Raw genomic sequence first — 23,662 nt, 5'->3', positions numbered from 1 at the left:
AAAAAAATCCCGCTCTGTAAAGGAGCGGGACATCTGATTATACAGTTTTAGGTGTAAGGTTAAAACAGCGCTTGTAGATCCAATTGTATGCTTTTTCATTTAAGTCTCTAGGGTTTCCGAAGGTTTGCGGATCTTTCATCGCTTCTTTTGACAAGCGTTCGATCATATCAGGCGATACTCCCTGCTCTTCTAAAGTCGGTACTTCTAAGTCTCCGACCAGGTCATACATCCAATTGACAGATGCTTTCGCAGCTTCTTCTGTTGTCATATTGCTAGTATCAATACCGAACGCTGTTGCAATACGTGCAAATTTCTCAGGATAGCCCTTCCAGTTGTATTCCATGACAGGACCCATCATCGCAGCCACACATTGACCGTGAGCGACCGGAATAATGCCGCCAAGCGTTTGGCTCATCGCATGAGCCGCGCCCGCTGATTCACTGCCGTAAGAAAGACCGGCAAGCATCGCAGCCTGCGCCATTCCGTATCTTGCTTCCAGATCCTCTCCGTCAGCAAATGCTCTTTTAATGTAATGAGCGGCATATTCAATCGCCATTAAGGCAACTGCATCCGTGATTGGCTGAGCAAATTTCATTGTATAGCACTCAATGGCATGAGCAAGCGCATCAATTCCCGTCATGGCTGTTACATGCGGAGGCATTGAAATATGAAGCTCAGGATCAATGATGGTCAGGTGCGCTGCGATCAGCGGACCGCCCGTGTTGAACTTGAATTCTCTTTCTTCATCCGTGATAACAGCCCATTGGGTTACTTCTGAACCTGTTCCGGCTGTTGTCGGAATGGTTGTCAGCGGAGGGATCCGGTTTTCCAGCGGTTTTTTTCCATCTGCCGCTTCATAATCAAGTACGCTTCCTTCGTGTGTTGCTTCTACTCCAATTGCTTTCGCTGTGTCCATGGAGCTTCCGCCTCCGACTGCCACTAAACCATTACAGTTCTCTTTTTTGTATAGCTCAGACCCTTCATTCACAAGACGGACAGGCGGGTTTGGCTCTACTTTATTAAAGAGCACAACTTCAATGCCCGCTCCTTTTAGTGATTCGATTACAGGGTCAACGACGCCGGCTTTATAAATCCCAGGGTCTGTGACAAGGAGTGCTTTCGAAACGCCCAGCGCAGCTATTTCTTCTCCCGTATGCTTGACGGCTCCGATTCCGTGCTTAATCACAGTCGGAATTTCAAAGGTGTGGAATTTGTGCATGCTTTCTACTTTCATATTTAATGTCATTATAATCTCTCCCTCTTATGAATTGAACCAATTAACCGCTGCCGGTTTTGTATTGCGATACACATGTTTGACTTCTGTATATTCTTCAAGGCCTATTTTTCCAAGCTCGCGTCCGAATCCGGACTGCTTATAGCCGCCCCATGGCGCCTGCGCAAAATACGGATGGAAATCGTTAATCCAAACCGTTCCCATTCTCAAGCGGGCTGCTACGCGTTCACACTTTTCAATATCTTTAGACCATACCGCTCCGGCCAAGCCATAGATGGTATCATTCGCAAGCGCGATTACCTCATCTTCCGAGCTGAAGGTTTCGACTGTCAATACAGGACCGAATACCTCTTCCTGAACTATTCTCATATCCGATTTACAGTTTGAGAAAATAGTAGGTTCATAGAAAAATCCGTTTTGCAGCGCAGGGTCTTCCGGACGTTTGCCGCCTGTCTCGAGCTTCGCGCCTTCTTCTATTCCGATCTCTACATATTTTTCTACCTTTGCCCTGTGCTCTGCAGAAATAAGCGGACCGCTTTCTGTCTCTGCGTCAAAACCATTTCCGAGTTTTATGCGTTTTGCCCGTTTGACAAGCTCTGCTAAAAATTGATCGTAAATAGCATCTTCAACAAGCAAGCGGGAACCGGCGGAGCATACTTGGCCGGCATGGAAAAATACAGCGTTTAATGCCTGATCGACCGCAACTTCTAAATCTGCGTCCTTGAAAACGATATTTGGATTTTTCCCGCCCAATTCAAGCGCGATTTTTTTGACGTTTCCGCTTGCCGCCCGCATGATTTTTTTGCCTGTTTCGATTCCCCCTGTAAATGAAACCAAATCGACGTCTTTGTTTGCGGCAAGCTCGTCGCCCACTGTTGCTCCCGGTCCAAGGACGAGATTTGCGACACCTTTTGGAACACCCGCTTCTTCCATCAGCTTGAACACTTTGATTGTCGTTAGCGGCGTGATCTCACTCGGCTTCATGACGATCGTATTTCCTGCAGCCAGTGCAGGCGCGATTTTCCAGCTCGCTTGCAGGAGCGGATAATTCCATGGAGTAATCTGGCCGCAAACCCCGATTGGCTCTCTGATGATTTTGCTTTCTGAATCAGGGATCGGAGAAGAAATGATCTCTCCGCCATCTTTGTCTGCCAATCCGGCGTAATATTGAAATACATTGGCGATATCGTCCATATCGGCCTTACTTTCTTCGAGTGTTTTTCCCGTATCAAGAGATTCAAGTTCAGCCAGCTCATCAAGATCACGTCTAATTAATTTCGCAATTTTCAGAACAATTTTCCCGCGTTCAAGCCCGGATAGAGATGACCATTCTCCTTTGTCAAAGGCTCTTCGCGCGGCTTCGATCGCCTTGATGGCGTCCTCTCGCCCTCCCTCGCTTACGGTTGCAATTTCTTCTTGATTAAATGGGTTGATAATGTTGCGGATCTGCTCTTTTTCGGCGCTGATCCATTCACCGTCAATGTATAATGTTTGACTCATATAAGCCTCCTTGACGTAAGTAAAGTTTGTTAAATAAAAATTTAATGTTTTTAACAACCTTAATCTAACATACGGTTTTTAAACTGTCAAAGCCCCATTTTGATTTTTCTTTTTGACTTTTCTTTATGTTTCGTTAAGATAAAGAACATAAAGAAATAACTTAACGAATTTAATTCTCTAAGGGAAAAGAGGGTCAGTATGGATGAAAATCCAGAATTTGCAGTTATAGAACAGGCTCGGGATCTTGTTATCGACTCCATTGCTGAAACGATGGATCTTTACGGAATTACCCGCAGTGTCGGGATTTTATATGGGACGATGTATATGCGGGATGAGATGACGCTTGACGAAATGCGTGAGGAATTGCAAATGAGCAAGCCAAGCATGAGCACAGGTGTCAAAAAACTTCAGGACTTAAATGTGGTGAAAAAAACTTTTCACCGGGGCATCCGCAAGCATACATTTGTAGCTGAAAAAGATTTTTTCAAATTTTTCACGAATTTCTTTCCGCCTAAATGGGAGCGGGAAGTTCAAGTAAATGTAGCAGCGATAGAGGAAGCCCAGGCTGATTTACAAGAGGTTTTAAACAAGGAAGGCCTGAATGAAGACCTCAAAAATGAAGCGATGCAGCTTTACGAGCAGCTGGAAAGCTCTAGAGCCTACTATGATTGGCTGGAACGGCTTTCTGAATCGGTGCAGAGCGGGGAAATTTTTAAGTTTATACCAATCGAAAGAAAGTAAAGAAGAAAACGCCTGGGAAACCGGGCGTTTTTCTGTTCGTTTGTATGTAATTACTACAAATTTGAAAAATACGGGAAAAACACCCCATTTACTTCCAAAATATTTGATGTTAATTTTATGTAGGTAAAATTTGTATTTGGCCACTCAGTGGAGGTGAAAAGCGGGCAGGCCTGTATATTTTATAACTTTTAAGGGGGAATTTTATTATGAAACGTAAATTATTATCTTCTTTAGCAATTGGTGCATTAAGTCTCGGTTTACTCGTTTCTGCACCTACAGCTTCTTTCGCGGCTGAATCTAAATCAACTTCCGCTCATACTGAGTCTACTATGAAAACACAGTCAACAGCTTCATTGTTTGCAACAATCACAGGGACCAGCAAAACGGAATGGTCTTTCTCCGATATCGAATTGACATACCGTCCAAATACGCTTCTCAGCCTTGGCGTTATGGAATTTACATTGCCAAGCGGATTTACTGCAAATACAAAAGACACAATGAACGGGCGTGCGTTGCGTGAAACACAGATCCTTAATAACGGGAAAACAGTTAGAATCCCTCTGGCACTTGATTTGTTAGGAGCTGGCGAATTCAAATTAAAACTGAATAACAAAACTCTTCCTGCCGCTGGTACATATACTTTCCGTGCGGAGAATAAATCATTGAGCATCGGAAATAAGTTTTATGCAGAAGCCAGCATTGACGTTGCTAAGCGCAGCACTCCTCCGACTCAGCCATGCGGCTGCAACTAAACATGAAAGACCGGTTAACGCCGGTCTTTTTTTGTGTTTTGACCTCCCCTTTACCCTCTATTTCCAATTATCTTTTTTCTTGATAAAAATTTAAATTGACAAACTCTAGAAACAGGAGTAAATTCTTGAGTGTTCAATTTCATAGAAGTCTCTTTTACCGCTTAATCAAACACGAACGGGGGAACCAACGATTGGCTGTTTTATTCACAGCCTAGGGGTGAATCTTACTTAGTAAGAGGGGGTACTCTGAATCCCTAATCCGACAGCTAACCTCGTAGGCGTATCCAGAGAGGAGGTCTATTAACGACCATTCTTCGAGATGGTCTTTTTTGCTTCAAAAACGTTAATTTTACTAAGGGAGTTATGAACATTGGGAAAAATAAAAAATAAGCAATTTGCCGTGATCGGGCTGGGCCGGTTTGGCGGAAGCATTTGCAAAGAGCTGCACCGAATGGGGCATGAGGTCCTTGCAATTGATATCAACGAAGAAAAGGTAAATGCATACGCTTCTTACGCAACTCATGCGGTGATTGCCAACGCCACTGAAGAAAACGAATTGCTATCGTTAGGAATACGCAATTTTGAATATGTGGTTGTTGCAATCGGAGCGAATATTCAAGCAAGTACCCTGACCACCTTATTATTAAAGGAATTTGACATCCCGAATATTTGGGTCAAAGCTCAAAACCATTATCACCATAAGGTGCTTGAAAAAATAGGCGCTGACCGTATCATTCACCCTGAAAAGGACATGGGCGTCAAGATCGCACAAAGCCTTTCTGATGAGAACGTTTTAAATTACATTGATTTATCTGATGAGTACAGTATTGTCGAGCTGCTGGCAACACGCAAGCTTAATTCAAAATCAATTACTGATCTGAATGTAAGAGCGAAGTACGGCTGTACCATCCTTGCCATTAAACACCATGGAGATATCCGGCTTTCTCCAGCACCCGGAGACATCATTCACGAACAAGATTGCCTGGTGATCATGGGGCACAAAAAGGATATTAGACGTTTTGAAAACGAAGGGATGTAGACAAAGGTGACACTTCAAAAGGATAAAGTGATCAAATGGGTTCGTTTCACACCGCCTCAAGTGCTTGCAATTGGTTTTTTTCTAACCATTATCATCGGGAGTGTGCTGTTAATGCTCCCGATTTCCGCAGCGAAGCCATTGTCATGGATCGATGCCCTTTTTACTGCAGCTTCCGCGACAACTGTAACAGGGCTTGCAGTTGTCGATACCGGTACAGAATTTACACTTTTCGGGCAAACTGTCATCATGGGGCTGATTCAGATCGGCGGTCTTGGGTTTATGACTTTTGCTGTTTTGATCGTCATGATATTAGGAAAGAAAATCGGATTAAAAGAACGAATGCTGGTTCGGGAAGCCTTAAATCAGCCGACAATCGGCGGTGTCGTAGGTCTTGTCAAGGTTCTGTTCCTGTTTTCGATCAGTATTGAGCTGATAGCAGCCCTTATCTTATCCATCCGGTTTGTGCCCCAGTATGGCTGGGCATTCGGCTTGTTTGCCAGTCTGTTTCACGCAATATCCGCTTTTAACAATGCCGGGTTTTCGTTGTGGCCGGATAATTTGATGGGCTTCGTTGGCGATCCTACAATTAACATTGTGATTACTTTTTTATTTATCACAGGAGGGATCGGATTTACAGTTCTCTTTGACATCATGAAAAATCGGCGATTTAAAGCCTTTTCCTTACATACGAAGCTCATGCTTACTGGTACATTGATTCTGAATGCAGTTGCTATGCTGGTGATTTTCACTTTAGAGTATAGCAACCCCGGCACGCTCGGCCACCTGCATATAGGAGATAAACTGTGGGCTTCCTATTTTCAGGCTGTGACGCCGAGAACCGCAGGCTTCAATTCCCTCGATTTTGGAAACATGAGAGAAGGAACGATTGTATTTACGTTATTATTGATGTTTATCGGAGCAGGCAGCGCTTCAACGGCGAGCGGCATTAAGCTGACTACGTTCATCGTGATTTTGATGTCTGTAATTGCTTATTTGCGAGGGAAAAAAGAGACGGTTATTTTCCGCCGCTCCATCAAATACCCGATTATCATTAAAGCTCTAGCTGTGAGCGTCACCAGCTTATTCATTGTGTTTTTAGGAATTTTCGCCCTGACGATCACAGAACAAGCACCGTTTATCCAAATTGTGTTTGAAACCTTTTCAGCATTCGGAACTGTCGGTCTATCAATGGGATTGACTCCCGAACTCACAGAAGCGGGAAAATGTATCATTATTGTCATCATGTTTATCGGAAGAATTGGTCCTCTGACGTTCGTGTTTTCATTCGCGAAAACAGAGAAATCAAATATTCGTTATCCTGATGGTGAGGTGTTTACGGGGTGATAGCAAAAAATCCGGCGTGCAGGCGCCGGATTTTTTTATGATTCGATATGAGATTGATTGTGTCTTTTTTCCTGCTCCGCGATGATTTCGTTATCTTCCGCGTTATCACGGGTCACTTTTTGTGTAAGAATCGCACCGACCGCTACAAGTATCATTACGGCAATATAATAGCCTTTTTCATTGAGTTCCAGATTATCAGCATTATAGAGTCCGACACTAAACAAAAATACTCCCGCAAAAAAAGTGAAATAAGCTAATACTGTAAAAGCAACCGTGTTTCTCCGTCTATATTTCTGCATCTTTGTTCCTCCTGAAAACATAGTCAATAAGTGATAACTTCCGTGGAATATTATACCTCAAATTCCCCTGAATGGAACATAGAAATAAAAATACCAGTAAAAACAGCTTAGGTTGCTTCCTTTATTTCAACAGCTGAATCGTCAATCCAGCCGATGAGCTTATCATTGATTTGAAATTGGTACCATACGGACTGGCCCTTCTGCTTTTTAGATACTACCTTTATGTCCTTTCCGATATAAGATTGGGCAGAGGTAAGTCTTATGGACCTATCATCAGTAGAAGGCTTGGACCATACGTCTTGAACTGCACTGTCTTTAATAGAGCCGATGAAATCCACAGATTTCAAAGATGGGTTGACCTCATCGTACGCATCTAAATCATATTTTTCCACAATAGAGCTGAGTTTGTCAGCGTAATCAGGATCTGTAGCATATCCTGCTGTTTGCAAGGCGGTTGCCGCTTCCTTATAATCTTCAGCATCAAGCACCGGTTTATACTTCTTTTTATTCCATGATGTGCCGCGGACAAACAATTGGGCATGGTCATCCATAGATTCAAAAAACGTGCTGTATTTGCGAAACTTTGCGCGAATGGTTTTTCTTTCCTCTTTTTCAAATTCATCCGTTTCCATTGTAACGTGATGGCCTTTATAATTTCCTTTTACGCCAAAAAGGTTGTTGGCCTGAGCAGCAAGCTCGCTGTTTCCCCAGTCAGATTCGAGAATGGCCTGAGCGATCGTGATGCTGGGGAGGACATGATATTTCTCATACAAAATTTGCGCATGCCCGGACAGGCTGTCAATAAATACTTGCTGTTCATCAATTTCTTCAGGTTCTTTGGCTGTTTCAATCGGCTTTGATAAAGTTGTGGCTAAAACAAAAAAGGCTAACGGAATCGATACAATGAAAAATAGTGTAATCAAGAGTCTGCGTTTTTTCAATTTTTTACGGGCCATGAATACCTTCCTTCGAGTTAAAAGATTACGAATGTAAAAGAATCTACCTTTTAGAATTTTACTTTGACTTCTAATATTTTTCAATTCTTCAGGGAGAAAGTTGGGAAAAGATTGCAAACAAAAAACCTTTTCACTAGAAAAGGTTCTATTTTTGTAAATTTTTAAGTATAGCTCGATATTCTGTATCATGTATCACTTTATGTGATTTAGCAGCAACATACGGCACTCGATGATCTGAAACGGCCGGTTTTTCCGGAGCCGTCTTCGCGTTATCATGCGGTTTATGAGCCAGCTTGTGGCCCATACCTGTGGCGTTCATACAGAATGACAGGCAAACGAGCAGCACGCTCAGGACAAAAGAAATAAAAAAGAGATCATGATAAGCAGTCATCATAGAATCCTGCATTGAACCGCTTTGTCTGGCAGCATCTTTTTTCGTAAAAGAGCCGATGAGGATTGGAACTCCCATATAAACAAACAATCTTAAAAACTGAACAGCTGTCATTCTCTTGACCAAATCAGGCAGCGGGCCGCCCATCGCAGCTCCCATCAGCCCTGCAGCGACCGTCAGTCCCGTTCCGGCGGCAAGCATGATAAACAGAACGGCAAACATATAAAGAGACGATTGACCTTGCATATGCAGCCATTGAAAATTCACCACCACGAGAAGGAGAGCGCCTATAATACCGAGCATCCCGGGTCCGACTTTATCATAAAACAGAGCGCTTAAAATGGCGGCGATCGCCACTCCGATTAAAAGAGTCAAGTTTAAAAGAATGAGTTGCCCCTGAGAAATATCATACATTTGACGGAGCATGCCTTGAAAAGCAGAAAGGCTGACAGCTACCGTTATCGTCCCCGCAGCTATGATCAATAAGCCGAGCACCGGTTTTGGCAGCAGCATCAGTTTAATAGAAATGAAGGGGTTTTTCACTTTATATTCCACAATCAATAGAACAAGGAGCAAGCATAGCGCAACTCCAAAACCAATCCATACATAACCTGATGAAAGCCCCCATTTTTGCAGAAAAATGAATGTAACCGCTGAGGCAGCGGCAAGACCCACAGATAAAATGATCCCTGCACCATCGACCGGCTGTTCTTGTTCTGCCGATCCATGATGTTCATCGTGAAGAAAGAAATAGCTCACCGCGACACCGATCAGTGCCAGCGCGCCAAAGATGTAAAACAGCCATCTCCAGTGTTCGAAACTTGTTGCAATCGTTCCCAGGATCGTGCCGATAATAACAGAGCCATAAAATCCGCCGATCAGCACAAGCAGGGCATAGTTCCTGCGGTCAATCGGAAATGACAAAACAAGCATTGGAATCATGATCATCAGCATGACACCTGTTGCCGCTCCTTGTAAAAAGCGCCCTGCCGCCATCCATGCAATATCGCTTGAAAGCGCGAAGAGCAACGAGCCAAGTATAAAAACGGGTAATGAAGCGAGATAGATCGGACGGGCGCCGAATTTTTTCCTCAGCAGCGGACCCGCCGGCACAAATAATGCAAAGGCCATATTGCCGATCAATATTGGATTCACCGATGTGAAATCACTTGTCCCTACCGTCTTCTGAACAAGGCCTTGAACTGACGACAATGCCGTGTTAGACATTAATCCCGGACCGACCGCTAAAACAGCGAGCAAAGAAATCACCCAATATCGTTTTGTCTTCATGTTGTCATTCCTTCCTATCAATCCATATGTAACACATTTTGTTTTAAAAACAAAAGAAGCTAATAGATGTTCAAGGCCATTAGCTTCCTATCAGAGGAAATGATATTCCGTTCTTATGTGAATAAATGAGCATATAATCAAACATTATTTCAAAACAACTATGTTTTGTCAATGGCGCAACTTCTAGTATAAAACAAAAGACTGAACAGCTTTTCACTGATATCATGATTTATAGTCAAGAGAGCTTGAATTGAATTTCACTTATGAGTATCCGCTTGCTTTCTCAAGCGAATGTAAACATCACCTTACAAGCTGCTCAGAAAATCCTTTCTTGACATGTTTTTCAAAAGTTCAGCGAACGAACCTTTTCCTGGCAAACAAAAAACCCTTATAGAATAAGGGTGTAAAGGTATGGAGCCAAGGGGGCTCGAACCCCTGACCTCTACACTGCCAGTGTAGCGCTCTCCCAGCTGAGCTATGGCCCCGTATGTAACGTCATATTTATTATAGATGATTTTTTTTTGAAAAACAAGCTGTTCCCTCTTGAAATGACAGAAAAAATAAGGCTCCGGAAGAGCCTTATTTTTGGGTTTACATCATGATTAAAAGTAAAATCACACCGAGGATGATTCGGTAGATTGCAAAGGGGACGAGTTTGATTTTGTTAATCAGTTTTAAGAAGAAACGGACGACAAACAGCGCGACAACAAAGGCGCAGATAAAGCCGACGATGAAAAACGGCAACAGATCCGAGCTTAAACTGTCCCAGTGCTTCACAAGGCTTAAAAAGCTTGCTCCCATCATGATCGGCATCGCCATAATAAACGTAAAGTCGGCTGCCGCGCGATGGTTCAATCCAAGAATAACGCCTCCGGAAATGGTTGAACCGGAACGCGAGAAACCCGGCCACAGGGCAAGACATTGGAATAAGCCGACTCCTATCGCCTGCTTATAGGAAATGCGGTCGAGAGTGTCTGTTGCAACTTTCCGTTTATTCACCCAATCAGCAAAAAGCATCAGGACTGCCCCGGCGATTAAACCCACGGCTACAGTTTGAACAGAAAATAAATATTCATCAATGTAATCCTCGAACAAAAAGCCGAGAACAGCTGCAGGCACAAGTCCGACTGCAATTTGTGCAATGCTTAATTTATGTCCCTGCTTCTGGTCGCTGGTAATATTCTTTTTCAGGCCGAGCAAATTCAAAATCCGGTCTTTAAACACGATGGCCACTGCTAAAATAGAACCAAGCTGAATCACCACTTTAAATGAGTTGGCAGCTTCTTCTGACATCAGATTGCTTGATTTAAGCCAGATATCGTCTACTATGATCATATGTCCTGTCGAAGAAACCGGCGCGTACTCTGTTAACCCTTCTACGATCCCTAAAATGGCAGCTACAAACAATTCCCATAGAGTCATGATTTGATTCTCCCCATTAGACATTTATTTTTTTACATAACGGGAGCTTTCCATAAATGGAAAGCCCGTCTTATATAACTATAAACGAAAATCACACTTTATGCCCTGACGTATTTTCATTTTTTTCTTCGTCGTATAAATGTGACCGCATTTTAAACCAGTCAAATAAATGTGTCGTAATGACTTTAGCAACTGCATAGCCCGGAATGGCAAGAATGATTCCAACCACACCAAACAGCTTGCCGGCTGTTAACAGCAGAAAAATAATCGTAATGGGGTGGATGTGAAGGTTTTTCCCCATAATTTGCGGAGAGATCAGCTTCCCTTCGATCAGCTGAACAATTGTCCATACGATCACCAGCTTAAGCAGCATGAGCGGTGATGTCACTATGGCGATGATAATCGCTGGCGTAATGGCAATCGTCGGCCCTAAATACGGAACGATGCTTGTACAAGCCGCAATGATGGCAAGCAATGAAGCATAATCCAGCCCGATAATCAAATAACCGATAAACAGCAAAAACCCGATACAGAAGCTAACAATGATCTGGCCTCTGATATAAGAGCTTAACCGATGATTCATTTCGCTTAAGACTGTGTATGTCTGTTCTTTTAATCGTGTCGGCACAAACTTCAGTATATAGACCGGCAACTTCTTTCCATCTTTTAATAAATAGAAAAGAATAAACGGAACCGTGACAATCGAAATAATAACCTCAGTCAGAGCACCGATAAAATTCCCAACACCGGTGAAAGTACTGTTCACAATCGTAGCCGCCTGATCTGAAATCTTTGTTGCAAGATCAGATATATTGATGTTCATCGTTTGCTGGGCCTGATTGACGAAGTTGCTGCCGATCAGCTGTTTCGTCTGACTTTCAACGATATCCACATATCTCGGGATATTGTCAATCAAACTCATAATTTGTTCTTTTAAAAAGGGGATGATGGACACGATCGTGATCGTGATCAGTCCGATAATCAGTAGATATAACAGGAAAATCGTATAGATTCTTCTTACTCTTCTTCTCTCAAGGAAATCAACGATTGGGTTTAACAGATAAAAAACAATCCCTGTTAAAATAATCGGCAGTGAAATTGTTTTGAGAAGAACTATAATCGGGGTGAAAATAAATGATGTTTTTGTAAAAACGAGAATATTTAAACCAATCAGCAGCAGCACAAGCAAAAATAAAACAAACTTATTGTCCAAGAAGAATTGTTTAAATCTGCCGCTCCATGTTTGCAACATCTCCACTATCGTTCCTCCGTCATACATAGTTTAATTAAATTGTACACTATCGTTCCTATAATGAAAAATAAAAACCGTTAATCGCTGGCATGTGGTTTGTTCTATCATGTGCTTTTCTCCTTTTTGAGCTATAATTTAGCTATATCATGCAAAAGGAGCGATAAGAATGATACGTTTCGCCATAATAGGAACAAACTGGATTACAGACCGCTTTCTTGAGTCAGCAGCGGAAATAAAAGATGTTCAGCTGACAGCTGTTTATTCGAGATCGGCTGAACGCGCTGCCGAGTTTGCCGCTAAACACGGCGCTGAGCACATCTTCTCAAACCTTCAGGAAATGGCGGCAAGCGATTGCTTTGATGCTGTATACATAGCCAGTCCCAATGCTCTTCATAAGGAGCAGGCCGTTCTCTTTATGAACCATGGCAAGCATGTGCTTTGCGAGAAGCCGTTTGCTTCAAATACGAAAGAAACGGAACAGATGATTTCAGCGGCTCAGGAAAACGGCGTTGTCCTCATGGAAGCGCTGAAGACCACTTTCCTGCCAAACTTCAAAGAGCTGAAGAAACACTTACATAAAATCGGAACCGTCCGCAGATTTACCGCAAGCTACTGCCAGTACTCCTCACGGTATGACGCGTTTAGAAACGGAACCGTCTTGAACGCATTTCAGCCTGAGCTTTCCAACGGGTCATTAATGGATATCGGCGTTTATTGTATTTATCCTGCTGTCGTGCTGTTTGGCGAGCCGCAGGACGTGAAGGCGAACGGATATGCTTTATCTTCCGGAGTAGATGGAGAGGGGACCGTCATTCTGTCTTACGACGGGTTCGAAGCCGTTCTGATGCATTCTAAAATCTCTACTTCCTATGCTCCGGCGGAAATTCAGGGTGAAGACGGGACGATTGTAATCGATACAATTCAGCAGCCTGAACGAGTGGAAATCCGCTATCGAGACGGCCGTCTGGAAAACATTTCGATTCATGATCCTAAACCGGCGATGTTCTACGAAATAGAAGAATTTGTAAATATCATAAAAGAGAACAAGCCGGAATCTGAAGACAATACATTTGAACGGTCTTTGATCACCGCCAAAATCATGGAAGAAGCAAGAAAGCAGATAGGGATTGTATACCCTGCTGATCAAGCGTAAAAAAATCCGCCCGCGTGCCAATGCCGCGGCGGATTTTTTATTAGACAATCGGAGAAGACGCCTTCCTTTTTAAAAGCACCTGTTGTTCATAATTTTTTATGTCATGGAGCCATTCCTCTTTTACCGGCACGCCCATTTGCTCACAGTAGGAATCCCAGACGGCTCCGAAAGGATATGTTTTAAATTCCTCCATCAGCGCCAGCCTTTCTGTATATCGTCCCTCTTCCTGTAATTGTTTTAAATAGTCGTTCGGGAGAAGCAATGCATACAATAAAGCTTTGATCATATTTCTCGTTCCGATGGTCCAGGCGGCAACACGGTTAATGCTGGCATCGAAAAAGTCCAGGCCGATAGCGACCTTCTCGAGAGCCTGATTGCGTACAATTTCAAGCGCGATTTCCCTCAATTCATCATCTAAAATCACAACATGGTCACTATCCCAGCGAACGGGCCGGGATACGTGCAAGGCGAGTTTGTCTGTGTAAAGCAGCATGGACGAAATCTTGTTTGACACCGTTTCAGTCGGGTGATAATGGCCTGTATCCAGCAAACAAAGCTTTTGATTCGTCAAAGCGTAAGCCAAATAAAATTCATGAGAGCCGACAACATATGATTCAGAACCAAGCCCGAACAGCTTGCTTTCGACTGAATCAAGGTTGTGTTGTTCACTGATCTCCACTGCGAAGATCCGATCTAGTGATTCTTTTAATCTTATACGCGGTGTCAGCCTGTCACTCGGGATATCCTTATATCCGTCAGGAATCCAAATATTCGTCAAGCAAGGTGTTCCTAGTTCTTTCCCGAAGTATTCCCCAATACGGCGGCACGCGATGCAATGCCTGATCCAAAATTCCCTGACGTTCGGGTCGGGGTGGGAAAGGGTGAGTCCGTCAGCCGCTTTCTCATGCGAAAACAAGGTCGGATTAAAATCTAAACCGAGACCGAGATCTTTCGCCCATTTCACCCAGTTTTCAAAATGATGCGGCTTCAATTCATCCCGTTCTGCCGCTTCCCCGTTTGTTTCTGCGTATATCGCATGCAGGTTCACGCGGTGCTTTCCCGGAATGAGAGAAAGAGCCTTCTCCAAATCTCTTCTTAATTCTTCAGGGGTTTGCGCTTTTCCGGGATAATTGCCGGTCACGTCAATTCCGCCTGAAAGCTCGCCTTTATTTACTTCAAAGCCTTCAATATCGTCACCCTGCCAGCAGTGGATTGAAATGGGCACTTGCTTTAATTGCCGAAGCGCCTCTTCAACATCAATTCCCCATTTTTCATATGCCTGTTTTGCATTGTTATAATTGGCTTTTATGGTCATGCGGCTCTCTCCCTTTTTCAGTTTTTTAATCCAAATAAAAAACTTCCTTAAGATCTATCGAAACAGGACTGAAATCTGGATTTGTTTTCATGAATGGCGCCATCGATTTCCACCATCTCCGGCAAACTTCTGTATCCGCCATCTTTCTCCACTTTTCTTCATCTTCTATTTCTAAATAAGCAAATAACCGGCCTGTTTCCTCGTCTAAAAAAATGGAATAACGGTGCGCTCCGTGAGCTTTGAGTGCTTCTTCCATTTCTGGCCAAATGTCATCATGCCGCTGTTTGTATTCTTCGTACTTGTTTTGGCGGACAAACATGATACTGGCTTTTCTTTTCAAACCTGATCACCTCTTCACCTTTTAGATAGCGCTTTCAAAATAGTTTGCTGAAATGACTGAATGATCGTGCTTCTGTCAATGTCTTTAGGTGTAAACACTTTGATCGGGAAGGAATTTCTGACAACTTGCCGAGCTGCTGTTATGTCTTTGACTTCTTTGGCAGCAATCATTTGCATCAGCAAATTTCCGATGGCGGTTGCCTCTATGGGCCCTGCGTATACCGCTTTTCCGCTCATGTTTGCCGTTAATTGATTTAAGAAATCATTCCGGGCTCCGCCGCCGATGATATGGAGCTGCTGAATCGGTTTTTCCGTGATCGTTTCCAGCTCTTTGATGGCTATCGCATAGATGATGGCTAAATTGGTGTAGATGCAGCAGGCAAGTTCACCTGCAGTACGGGGGGTCTTTTGGCGGGTTTCTCTGCAATAATGTTGGATTTCCTCTATCATGCTGTCTGGATTCAGGAAACGTTCATCATTTAAGTTGATAAACTGCTGGAATGGTTCTGTTTTTAGGCCTTCCTCTGCAAGCTGCTGAAAAGAGTAATTCGTTTGTAATTGCTGTTTTACTTCTTGTATCACCCACATGCCGATAATGTTTTTGAGAAAGCGAATGGTGCTGTTTGCGCCGCGTTCATTTGTATAGTTGTTTTTCAAAGCCTGTTGAGTTAATATCGGCGTTTTGTTTTCAACCCCGATTAACGACCATGTTCCGCTGCTGATATACGCCCAGCTATCGCTTACGCCTGGCGCCGCGATGACGGCCGAGGCAGTGTCATGCGTTGCGACTGTTATCACCTTGCAAGCCGGCAGGTCATAATCCGGGAACCAATCATTTCTCAGCATCCCGAGCTCACACCCCGGTTCAGTCAGCGGCGCAAATTGATGTTCGTGAACAGACACGGCTTTGAGCAATTCAAGGTCAAGCTTTCCGGTTGAAACATTGAGAAGCTGTGTTGTCGACGCATTTGTGATTTCTGTCACCGCTTTTCCGGTTAGACAATAGCCTAAATAATCGGGAACCAGCATCATTTTGTCTGTCGTTTTCAGCAGCTCGCGGTCTTCTTCAAACAATTGATAAATCGTGTTAAAAGGCTGAAATTGTATTCCTGTTTTTCGATAGATTGTGTCTTTTGACAGGGTTTGTTCCAGTTTGCCTATCGTGTGATCTGTCCTTCTATCCCGGTAGGACATCACTTCCCGCAAACGATTTCCTTTTTCGTCCAGTAAGACATAATCAACCGCCCACGTGTCAATTCCGACGGTGCATCGTTCATACCCTAGCTCTTTCACCTTTTGCAGCCCTTGCAGGATTTGTTTTAGCAAACGGTCAATATCCCAAAAGCAATGTCCGTCTCTTTGAATGAAGCCGTTAGCGAATCTGTGAATCTCTTGTACTTCAAGCTTTCCTTCCTTCAGCTCACCTACCATGACCCTCCCGCTTGACGCGCCTATATCAATGGCAGTATAAATCATTTCTTCACCCTCTCTTCGGAAGGGGAACAGCTGTTACTTTCACCTCTTTGTCTTCAAGCGCTTTTACCGATACCGGATCAAGTCCAGAATCAGTAATAAGGCGGCTGATATCCTGCAGCGAGGCAATATGTGAAAACTCACGGTTCCCCCATTTGCTTGAATCGGCCATCAAAATGGTCTGATCAGACCTTTCGATCATCCGTTTTTTGAGCAGCGCCTGCCACTCGTTTGAGTCACTCATCCCGTTGTTGATATCAAAGCCTTTACAGGACAGAAAGGTTTTATTGACATGATAGGTCTCAAGCGAACGCTCAGCCAACGGCCCAGCAAACGATAATGATTTTTCCAGCAAAATCCCTCCTGTTGAAATGACTGAGATGTTTTCTTTATTGCTGAGTTCAATCGCTGCCTTCATTGAGTTTGTAATGACGATGAGCTCAATATCCGGGAGTATTTTCGCCATGTACCAGGCGGTAGTGCTTGCATCAAGAATGATTCGGTCTCCGCTGTTTACATATTTGACCGCTTCGTGAGCAATGGATTTTTTTTCTATGACATTTGTGATTTCCCGTTCAGAAAAATGAACTTCTGATTCCTGCTGCTCAATACTGACCGCTCCTCCGTGGCTCCGGCTCAGTTTATGTTCTTTCTCAAGCTTCTCAAGATCGCGCCGAATGGTTTCTTCTGTGACAGAAAATATGTCACTTAATTCGGATACGCGGATACTTGAACGCATATTCACTATTTCCACTATTTTTTGCTGCCGTTCTGCTACTAGCATTGGTAACGCCCTTCCTCATATCGTAATCCGTCTTATTGTTTTTTTATCATAGCATACTTCTAACGCGTGAACGCAGCAGGGACGCCGCCGTCTACCGTGATCATGCAGCCCGTGGTTTTTCCGGCTTTAGAAGAAGCGAAGAATGCGATGGCTTCGGCAATGTCCTGCGGGTAAATATTGACGAGCAGAGCTGTGCGTTTCCGATAATGTTCCTCAAGCTGCTCTGGTTCAATCCCATACGCCGCGGCCCGTTCCTCCCGCCAGCTTGACCCCCAGATTGCCGATCCTTGAAGAACCGCATCAGGCAAAACGGAGTTGACCCGAATGCCATATTCTCCGCCTTCTGCTGCGATACACCTTGCCAAATGGGTTTCAAGCGCTTTTACCGAGCTATAGGCAGTGGCGTTTTTGCCCGCATAAACAGAATTTTTTGATCCGACAAACACCATGCTTCCGTCTCTGTTTTGCTGTTTCATTTGTTTAAACCCTTCACGTGCCACAAGGAAGTAGCCTGTTCCTAATACATTCATATTAAGATTCCATTCTTTTAAACTTGTTTCGTCAAATGGGCTTGATGTGGCCAGCCCGGCATTATTCACGACAATATCAATTCCGCCGTAAGCAAGTGCCGCTTGTTCAAAGGCTGACTTTACTTCCTCTTCCTTTGTCACATCCATTTTGACAGCCATTGCCCTTCCTTCTCCGTATGCCTCGTTTATTTCCCCGGCAATTTTCTGCGCGCCTTCTATATTAAGGTCAGCGGTTATCACGTGCCCTCCTTCAGCTGCAAAGCGGCGGCATGCTGCACTTCCGATTCCGCCGGCTCCTCCTGTGACGAACGCTACTTTACGGGAAAATTCTGCTTCCGGCGGAGCCAGCGTGAGCTTATATAATTCGAGCGGCCAATATTCGACATGATAGGATTCATTTTCCTTCAAAGAAACAAAGTGCCCAAGGGCTGTTGACCCTTTCATAACAGCGATAGCCCTTCGGTATAAAGCGCCGCTCACTTTAGACATGGCATAACTTTTCCCCGTATTCACCATTCCGATGCCAGGAATCAATATCACCCGCGGAGCTGATTCGAAGATTTGATCTCCATCCTGCTGATGGCGTGTAAAGTAAGCCTGATAATCTGATGAAAAACGCTCGACTCCTGACTTGATCAGATCCGCCAGCTTATGCACATCTTGAGTTTCCGGATTCCACTCAATGTACAGCGGAACCCGCTTTGTATGAACAAGGTGATCCGGGCATGCCGCACCAATTTGCGAGAGCGATGGCGCTTGAACACTGTTTACAAATTCTAAGACATCGTCATGATCATCATAGGAAAGGATCATCTTCTTCTCTTCACTTACAACGCCTCTGATTACAGGCATGATGCCTGCCAAGATTTGTTTTCTTTGATCTTCCGGCAGCGGCTGATATCTTTTGCCTCCGAATATCTCATGTTGATTGACACGGCCATTAATGTACTGCTTGGCTTCTTGGATGATAGATATCGTTTTTTCATAACATTGTTCAGACGTCTCTCCCCAAGTGACTAAGCCGTGTTTCTCCATTAACACAAGCTCAGCGTCGGGATTGCTCGCTACGCCTTCAGCGATCATTTTAGATAAAGTAAATCCGGGGCGTACGTATGGCACCCATACAAACCGGTTTCCGTATATGTCTTCAGCGATTTGTTTTCCATTATCAGCGCAGCATATGCTGATAATCGCATCGGGATGGGTATGGTCAATATGAGTGTATGGCAGAAAAGCGTGTAACAGCGTTTCAATTGAAGGACGGGGATGTTTGCTGTCTATCATACAATGAGACAAGTAGTCTACCATTTCTTCATCTGACATTTGATCCCTTTCAATCAGCGGGCGGATGTCATCTAATTTCAAACCGGTAAAGTTATGCGCTTTCATTGTGGCCAAATCCGAGCCGCTTCCTTTCACCCACATCACTTCTGTTTCACGGCCTCTGAAATCCTTTTCCGTTGTTTTCATAGACGTATTTCCGCCGCCCCAGTTGCAGACAGTGCGATCGGATCCGATCAGATTGGATCTGTACACCAATTCTTCTACACCTTTCGGCAGCTGTGCAGCATGCTCTGAATCCCATACATGTTTCACCATATTTGATATTCCTCCGTTCCCTTTTATTTGTATCCGTTTTCATTATATACGATCTTTGTTTACTTTTGAATTATTTTTGTTTACTTTTGTTTTTTAATAAAAAAAGAAAGCAGCTGATGCCGCTTTCGCTTTCTCTTTCCATTATTATCATTCAATTTTAAATTTCTTCGTGATGTCCTGAAGTTCTTCCGCCATGTTTGCCAACGTCTCAGCTGATGAGCTGATTTCTTCCATGGACGCAAGCTGTTCTTCCGCCGAAGCTGCGATGTCTTGAATGCCTGCTGAGCTTTCTTTCGCCACTCCGGAAATGTCTTCAACCGCACTTGACACTTCCTGTGATCCTGCTGACAGCTGTTCAACCGTCGCGTTCAGGTTTTGCAATTCGCCGGAAATTTGGGTTGTCATCTCGTAAATTTGTTTAAAGCTTTCCGCTGTTTGATCAGTAATCTGCAAGCCTTCCTTCACTTCATGATTCACAGATTGGAACATCGACAGCGAAGTGCTGATTTCTCTGACAATCTCTTGAATTAACCCTTCAATTTCCTTGGCGGAGCCTGCTGATTGTACGGCAAGTTTTCTGACCTCTTCCGCAACTACTGAGAAGCCTCTTCCGTATTCACCTGCTCTTGCTGCTTCAATCGCAGCATTTAATGCCAGCAAATTGGTTTGATCAGCAATGCCGTTAATCACATTCAAGATGCTTGTGATGTCTTGCGATTTTGTTTCAAGACCCTTCACAACCGCTTCCGCTTTTTGAACGGATTGGTCGATTGTTTTCATTTGTCCGACTGTATGCTCGACCAGTTTTTCTCCGCTGCCCGCCGCCTCAGAGGACTGTATCGATGACTTCGTAATGGTTGAAGAGGCCTGAGCCACTTTTGAAATCCCGTGGTTCATTTGGGAAAGATGGTCTGAGCTTGTCTCCAGTTTCTCGCTTTGCGCCTCGTTGCCATCTGAGAACTGTTCAATGGCGAGTGTAATATGTTCAGTTGCCTTGCTCGTCTGGGCAGCGCTTGCCGTCAGCTCTTCAGAAGATGATGCCACGTTTTCTACAGACGTTTGAATGACACCAATGACAGAACGCAATGAGGCAGACATTTCGTTAAAGCTTTTGCCAAGCTGCCCAAACTCGTTTTTCGAGTGAATGTCAATGGATTCTGTCAGATCTCCGCTGCTGATTTTCGCAGATGTTGAGACCAGTTTTCTTAACGGCTTGGTAATGGCACGGATAATAAAGAGAATAAGTATGCCGCCGATCACAATTGATACGCATAGAATAATAACGGCTGTGTTCAGTACCGGACTTGAAGCATCTTGCAATTCACTGACAAAATAGGTGCCCGCAATTTTCCAGCCTGTCAGCTTATTGGTCGTAAACGCCATTTTCTTTTCTTTGCCTTCAAAAGTATATTGAAATGACCCTTTTTCTTTGGAATACACTTCGTTTGTCCAATCGCCGGATCCATTGGTTCCAGGCTTAATCGTTGGGTGGGCGATATATTTTTTGTTTCCTGTTGTGATAAACGCGAAGCCTTCTTTACCGATTTTGATTCTCTGTGAAGCGGATAGCACTTCATCCAGATTTAAATCAAGCGCTATGACCCCTGAACCATCTTTTGTTTGCTTTGAGATGGTAATAACGGTATCCCCTGTCGCTTTGTCAGTATACGGCTCAGAGAAAACAGCCTGTCCTTTTTTTGCAACGGCTTGTTTGTACCAGTCACGCTCTGTCGGATCAAAGCCCTTTGGCACGCCGCCTTCAGGATATTTGTAAAGCTTTTTATTTTCTGAAGCCGCATAGATGGCACCTACATCGGTATTCAATGTTGTATACTGCTTAAATTTCTCATTCAGTGAGGCTTTATTTTTGTCTTGTAATAAATCTTTATCGATCGTCTCACTGTAATAATCAAGTGCTGTTACCTTATGATTCAATTTGTTTTGCAGCGTGCTGTTGAGTTCTTCAACGTTCCCTATTGCACTATTCGCCAGTTCACTGTCTAGTGCGTTCCATGCTGATTGATAACTGAAATATGCTAATACCCCAACCGGCAAAATAAGCACTGCCAGAAACGCAGCGATAAGCGGTTTGCTGATTGATGGCTGTTTGATCCACTGTGTAAATTTTCCCATTCTTGTTGACTCCTCCTTTAAGCTAAAACTAATATCGTCAAACTAGGATAAAAGGTTTAATAAAAAAACTAAAAAAAACACCCAAGCACAGAGACTTGGGTGTTTTGGCTTATTATTCAATTTTGAATCGACTTGTCATATCGCGAAGCTCTTCCGCCATAGACGAAAGGGTTTCTGCTGACGAGCTGATTTCTTCCATCGAAGCAAGCTGCTCTTCGGCTGACGCCGCGATATCTTGGATATGAGCTGAGCTTTCTTTTGAAATCGACGCAATGTGCTCGGACGCTCCCGAGACTTCCTCGGAGCTGGCAGAAAGCTGCTGCACCGTCGCACTCATGTTTTGCAGTTCGCCGGCGATTTGGTTCGTCATTTCAGAAATGCGAGTAAAGCTCATTTCTGTTTTATCTGTAATATCCAGACCTGTCTGCACCTCTTGATTGACAGATTGGAACATGCCGAGAGATGTATTGATTTCCTTCACAATTTCGATGATTAATCCTTCAATCTCTTTTGCTGAATCTGCTGACTGAACTGCCAGTTTTCTCACTTCTTCCGCTACAACGGAGAAGCCGCGGCCGTACTCCCCTGCACGCGCTGCTTCAATCGCTGCGTTTAATGCCAGCAGGTTCGTCTGGTCAGCGATGCCGTTAATCACACGCAAAATATTGGTGATATCTTTCGATTTCGTTTCCAATCCGCGTACGACTTGTTCCGCTTCTTTAACGGACTTATCAATGACGTTCATTTGGCCGACAGTTTGATGAACAAGCTTGCCGCCTTCGCTTGCGATTTCTGTCGATTGAACAGATGAATTTGTGATGACTTCAGAAGCTTGGGCCATATTTATCAAACCGTCATTCATTTGATAAATGTGCTCTGCTGCCGTTTCAATGTTTTCGTTTTGTTTTTCATTGCCGTTAGAAAATTGTTCAATTGCCAATGTAATATGCTCTGTTGCTTTGCTCGTTTGTCCGGCTGATGCAGTCAGCTCCTCAGAGGAAGCGGCAACGTTATCTACTGAATCCTGGATGGCGTGTATGAGAGAACGCAGTGACGACGCCATATTATTAAAGCTTTTGCCGAGTTCGCCCAATTCATCTTTTGAACGGATATCAATGGTTTCCGTCAGATCTCCCTCGCTGATCCGCTTAGAGGAGCCCACAAGCTGTTTCAGCGGCGTTGTAATCGACCGAATGACAAATGTCATGACGATAATCCCTATGATAATAGCTGCAGCCAAGACAATTAAAGCAAGGTGAAGGACCGGCTGGGCTGCCTCATGAATTTCATCCAAATACATGGTGCCCCCGATTTTCCATCCCGTTAACTTATTCGTATCAAAGGCCATTTTTTTCTTATCGCCGTCCATGGTGTATTGAAAATCGCCTTTATCTGCATTCAGCATCTTCTCAAGATAGTCGCCTTTCAATTCAGTTCCCGCGGTTTTATTGGGATGGGCGACAACTGTTTTGTCCTTTGACATAATAAATGCGTAGCCATGTTTGCCGATGTTGACTTTCTCGGTTGTTTTCAGCAGATTTTCAATCGTCATGTTGATTGCGATAACGCCTGAACCATCTTTTGTCTGCTGGGCGATTGTCACAACCATTGTGTTCGTAGAGGCTGTTTTATAAGGATCCGTCACAACAACTTTTCCTTTATTCGCAACCGCTTTTTTGTACCAGTCACGTTCAACCGGATTATAATCGCTCGGCATCTGCAGATCCGGATAACGGGTAAAGTGACCGTCTTTGTCACTCGTATAAATAGATTCTATATCTTTATTGATTTTGATATACTGTGAGAATTTCTCTTTAATGTTTGCATTGCTTTTTGCATCGTATTTCTTTTTTGTCAGCCATTCGCTGAAGTAAGCGGCGCTGTCTTCTTTTTCTCCGATACTGGTATTGATAATTTCGTTTAACTGCTGTACATTTTCTAATGCGCTCCCCATCATCTGTTTGTCGAGTGAGCTGCTTGCCGTTTGATACGCAATCGCCGCCAATATGACAACCGGTATTATGAGGATCGACAGAAAGGAAACGAGAAGCTTCCGTGTAATTGATCTTTGTTTTATGAGTTGGAGTATTTTTTTCATCATTCATTTCTCCTTTTT

19 protein-coding genes, 1 tRNA gene, 1 pseudogene and 1 riboswitch are annotated in these 23,662 nt (G+C 43.8%); of the genes and pseudogenes, 5 read left to right on the top strand and 16 right to left on the bottom strand.

Annotated features, from left to right (window positions below; genetic code table 11):
• Positions 1-37: 37 nt before the first annotated feature.
• Positions 38-1,246, bottom strand: a complete 1,209-nt coding sequence (gene gbsB / locus ACMX2I_RS05800; RefSeq protein WP_414956435.1) for a choline dehydrogenase — start codon at positions 1,244-1,246, stop codon at positions 38-40.
• A gap of 15 nt (positions 1,247-1,261) precedes the next feature.
• On the bottom strand, positions 1,262-2,734 hold the full coding sequence (gene betB, locus ACMX2I_RS05795; protein ID WP_414956434.1) for a betaine-aldehyde dehydrogenase: 1,473 nt from the start codon (positions 2,732-2,734) through the stop codon (positions 1,262-1,264).
• Between the two features lie 198 nt (positions 2,735-2,932).
• On the opposite strand from betB, the gene cudC reads away from it, so the two are divergent.
• The 4 genes from cudC to ACMX2I_RS05775 all read left to right on the top strand — a co-directional run bounded on the left by cudC (position 2,933) and on the right by ACMX2I_RS05775 (position 6,610).
• A complete protein-coding gene (cudC, locus tag ACMX2I_RS05790; protein WP_289347954.1) occupies positions 2,933-3,475 on the top strand; it encodes a choline uptake/conversion transcriptional regulator CudC in 543 nt (180 codons plus the stop codon).
• Between the two features lie 206 nt (positions 3,476-3,681).
• Positions 3,682-4,227, top strand: a complete 546-nt coding sequence (gene bslA, locus ACMX2I_RS05785) for a biofilm surface layer hydrophobin BslA (protein WP_289347955.1) — start codon at positions 3,682-3,684, stop codon at positions 4,225-4,227.
• Positions 4,228-4,375: 148 nt separating this feature from the next.
• A riboswitch (cyclic di-AMP (ydaO/yuaA leader) is annotated at positions 4,376-4,524 on the top strand.
• Between the two features lie 73 nt (positions 4,525-4,597).
• On the top strand, positions 4,598-5,266 hold the full coding sequence (gene ktrA, locus ACMX2I_RS05780; RefSeq protein ID WP_087993354.1) for a potassium uptake protein KtrA: 669 nt from the start codon (positions 4,598-4,600) through the stop codon (positions 5,264-5,266).
• Positions 5,267-5,272: 6 nt separating this feature from the next.
• Complete coding sequence (locus tag ACMX2I_RS05775; RefSeq protein WP_414956433.1) at positions 5,273-6,610, top strand: TrkH family potassium uptake protein; 1,338 nt, start codon at positions 5,273-5,275, stop codon at positions 6,608-6,610.
• Between the two features lie 35 nt (positions 6,611-6,645).
• On the opposite strand, the gene ACMX2I_RS05770 is transcribed toward ACMX2I_RS05775, so the two are convergent.
• From ACMX2I_RS05770 to ACMX2I_RS05745, 6 genes are all read right to left on the bottom strand, one after another.
• On the bottom strand, positions 6,646-6,909 hold the full coding sequence (locus tag ACMX2I_RS05770) for a YiaA/YiaB family inner membrane protein (protein WP_087993356.1): 264 nt from the start codon (positions 6,907-6,909) through the stop codon (positions 6,646-6,648).
• A gap of 107 nt (positions 6,910-7,016) precedes the next feature.
• The gene (locus ACMX2I_RS05765) at positions 7,017-7,865 is read right to left on the bottom strand and encodes a glucosaminidase domain-containing protein (protein ID WP_414956432.1); all 849 of its coding nucleotides are present in this window, start codon (positions 7,863-7,865) and stop codon (positions 7,017-7,019) included.
• Positions 7,866-8,010: 145 nt separating this feature from the next.
• The gene (locus ACMX2I_RS05760) at positions 8,011-9,546 is read right to left on the bottom strand and encodes an MFS transporter (RefSeq protein WP_414956431.1); all 1,536 of its coding nucleotides are present in this window, start codon (positions 9,544-9,546) and stop codon (positions 8,011-8,013) included.
• A 412-nt stretch (positions 9,547-9,958) separates the two neighbouring features.
• A tRNA-Ala gene (locus tag ACMX2I_RS05755) sits at positions 9,959-10,031 on the bottom strand.
• A gap of 106 nt (positions 10,032-10,137) precedes the next feature.
• Positions 10,138-10,968: an undecaprenyl-diphosphate phosphatase gene (locus ACMX2I_RS05750; protein ID WP_087993358.1), complete on the bottom strand. Its 831-nt coding sequence runs from the start codon at positions 10,966-10,968 to the stop codon at positions 10,138-10,140.
• Positions 10,969-11,059: 91 nt separating this feature from the next.
• Positions 11,060-12,226 carry an AI-2E family transporter gene (locus tag ACMX2I_RS05745; RefSeq protein ID WP_087993359.1) on the bottom strand — a complete coding sequence of 389 codons (1,167 nt, stop codon included), beginning with the start codon at positions 12,224-12,226 and terminating at the stop codon, positions 11,060-11,062.
• Between the two features lie 160 nt (positions 12,227-12,386).
• Here ACMX2I_RS05745 and ACMX2I_RS05740 point away from each other — a divergent pair, with 160 nt between their 5' ends.
• Complete coding sequence (locus ACMX2I_RS05740) at positions 12,387-13,373, top strand: Gfo/Idh/MocA family protein (RefSeq protein WP_414956430.1); 987 nt, start codon at positions 12,387-12,389, stop codon at positions 13,371-13,373.
• Positions 13,374-13,413: 40 nt separating this feature from the next.
• Here ACMX2I_RS05740 and rhaA read toward each other — a convergent pair whose 3' ends face one another.
• The 8 genes and pseudogenes from rhaA to ACMX2I_RS05700 all read right to left on the bottom strand — a co-directional run.
• Positions 13,414-14,688: an L-rhamnose isomerase gene (rhaA, locus tag ACMX2I_RS05735; protein WP_414956429.1), complete on the bottom strand. Its 1,275-nt coding sequence runs from the start codon at positions 14,686-14,688 to the stop codon at positions 13,414-13,416.
• Positions 14,689-14,713: 25 nt separating this feature from the next.
• Positions 14,714-15,028 (bottom strand): L-rhamnose mutarotase, encoded by a 315-nt coding sequence (rhaM, locus tag ACMX2I_RS05730; RefSeq protein WP_414956428.1) that lies wholly within the window; start codon positions 15,026-15,028, stop codon positions 14,714-14,716.
• A 14-nt stretch (positions 15,029-15,042) separates the two neighbouring features.
• Positions 15,043-16,503: a rhamnulokinase gene (gene rhaB, locus ACMX2I_RS05725; protein ID WP_414956427.1), complete on the bottom strand. Its 1,461-nt coding sequence runs from the start codon at positions 16,501-16,503 to the stop codon at positions 15,043-15,045.
• 4 nt (positions 16,504-16,507) lie between these two features.
• The gene (rhaR, locus tag ACMX2I_RS05720; protein WP_414956426.1) at positions 16,508-17,284 is read right to left on the bottom strand and encodes a rhamnose catabolism operon transcriptional regulator RhaR; all 777 of its coding nucleotides are present in this window, start codon (positions 17,282-17,284) and stop codon (positions 16,508-16,510) included.
• Between the two features lie 59 nt (positions 17,285-17,343).
• Complete coding sequence (locus ACMX2I_RS05715) at positions 17,344-19,413, bottom strand: bifunctional aldolase/short-chain dehydrogenase (protein WP_414956425.1); 2,070 nt, start codon at positions 19,411-19,413, stop codon at positions 17,344-17,346.
• Between the two features lie 147 nt (positions 19,414-19,560).
• The gene (locus ACMX2I_RS05710; RefSeq protein WP_414956424.1) at positions 19,561-21,546 is read right to left on the bottom strand and encodes a methyl-accepting chemotaxis protein; all 1,986 of its coding nucleotides are present in this window, start codon (positions 21,544-21,546) and stop codon (positions 19,561-19,563) included.
• 112 nt (positions 21,547-21,658) lie between these two features.
• Positions 21,659-22,609, bottom strand: a complete 951-nt coding sequence (locus ACMX2I_RS05705) for a methyl-accepting chemotaxis protein (RefSeq protein ID WP_414958299.1) — start codon at positions 22,607-22,609, stop codon at positions 21,659-21,661.
• Positions 22,604-23,500, bottom strand: a pseudogene (locus ACMX2I_RS05700) (cache domain-containing protein); the annotation flags it as partial. The gene ACMX2I_RS05705 and the pseudogene ACMX2I_RS05700, both read right to left, overlap by 6 nt.
• Between the last annotated feature and the right edge of the window lie 162 nt (positions 23,501-23,662).

Source organism: Bacillus sp. SW14, assembly GCF_047608225.1.
Classification (GTDB): Bacteria; Bacillota; Bacilli; order Bacillales; family Bacillaceae; genus Bacillus; species Bacillus subtilis_G.
This window is presented reverse-complemented; position numbering and strand designations above follow the sequence as displayed.